1 pseudogene is annotated in these 1,436 nt (G+C 42.0%); it reads right to left on the bottom strand.

Annotated elements, in window-relative coordinates:
- A pseudogene (locus ACQYZ7_RS16650) lies at window positions 1-1,436 on the bottom strand (hypothetical protein); the annotation flags it as partial.

Genomic DNA, 1,436 nt, shown 5'->3' on the forward strand with positions numbered 1-1,436 from the left:
TATATTGTGATGTCAGCTGGCACTGTAAAATCTGGTGCAGTGGTATCGGTTACTGTGATTGTTTGGGTATGACTTACCGTGTTTCCACAGTTGTCGGTTGATTCCCATTTACGTACAATCTCTCCACAACCGTCTACTACTGTATTACTTACTTCCGTAAATACTACGTCTACTACGGTATCACAATTATCGGTTGCGGTGATTGTTGGTACTGATGGTACTGACTCACAGTCTACTGAGATGTTTGTTGGTTCGTCTGATAATACTGGTGCAGTGGTATCGGTTACCGTGATGGTTTGGGTATGACTTACTGTGTTGCCACAATTATCTGTTGATTCCCATTTACGTACGATTTCTCCACAACCGTCTACTACTGTATTGCTTACTTCGGTAAAGATTACATCTACTACGCTATCACAATTATCTGTTGCTGTGATCGTTGGTACTGAGGGTACTGACTCACAGTCTACTGAGATGTTTGTTGGTTCGTCTGATAATACTGGTGCAGTGGTATCGGTTACTGTGATGGTTTGGGTATGACTTACCGTGTTTCCACATTTATCGGTTGATTCCCATTGACGTACAATCTCTCCACAGCCGTCTACTACTGTATTACTTACTTCAGTAAACACTACGTCTACTACAGTATCACAATTATCAGTCGCTGTAATTGTTGGTACTGAGGGTACTGACTCACAGTCTACACTTACATCGGCTGGTTCTGATGATAAGACTGGTGCAGTAGTATCGGTTACAGTGATGGTTTGGGTATGACTTACCGTGTTTCCACATTTATCGGTTGATTCCCATTGACGTACAATCTCTCCACAGCCGTCTACTACTGTATTACTTACTTCAGTAAACACTACGTCTACTACAGTATCACAATTATCGGTTGCGGTGATGGTTGGTACTGCTGGTATTGCTTCACAGTCTACTGAAATATCTGCTGGTTCTGATGATAAGGTTGGTGCAGTGGTATCGGTTACCGTGATTGTTTGCGTATGACTTACTGTGTTTCCACAGTTGTCAGTTGATTCCCATTTACGTACAATCTCTCCACAACCGTCTACTACTGTATTGCTTACTTCCGTAAAGATTACATCTACTACGCTATCACAATTATCAGTCGCTGTAATTGTTGGTACTGAGGGTACTGACTCACAGTCTACACTTACATCGGCTGGTTCGTCTGATAATACTGGTGCAGTGGTATCGGTTACTGTGATTGTTTGGGTATGACTTACTGTGTTGCCACAATTATCTGTTGATTCCCATTTACGTACGATTTCTCCACAACCGTCTACTACTGTATTGCTTACTTCGGTAAAGATTACATCTACTACTGTGTCGCAATTATCAGTCGCTGTAATTGTTGGTACTGAGGGTACTGACTCACAGTCTACTGAAATATCTGCTGGTTCGTCTGATAATAC

Source organism: Tenacibaculum sp. SDUM215027 (assembly GCF_050566205.1).
Taxonomy (GTDB): domain Bacteria; phylum Bacteroidota; class Bacteroidia; order Flavobacteriales; family Flavobacteriaceae; genus Polaribacter.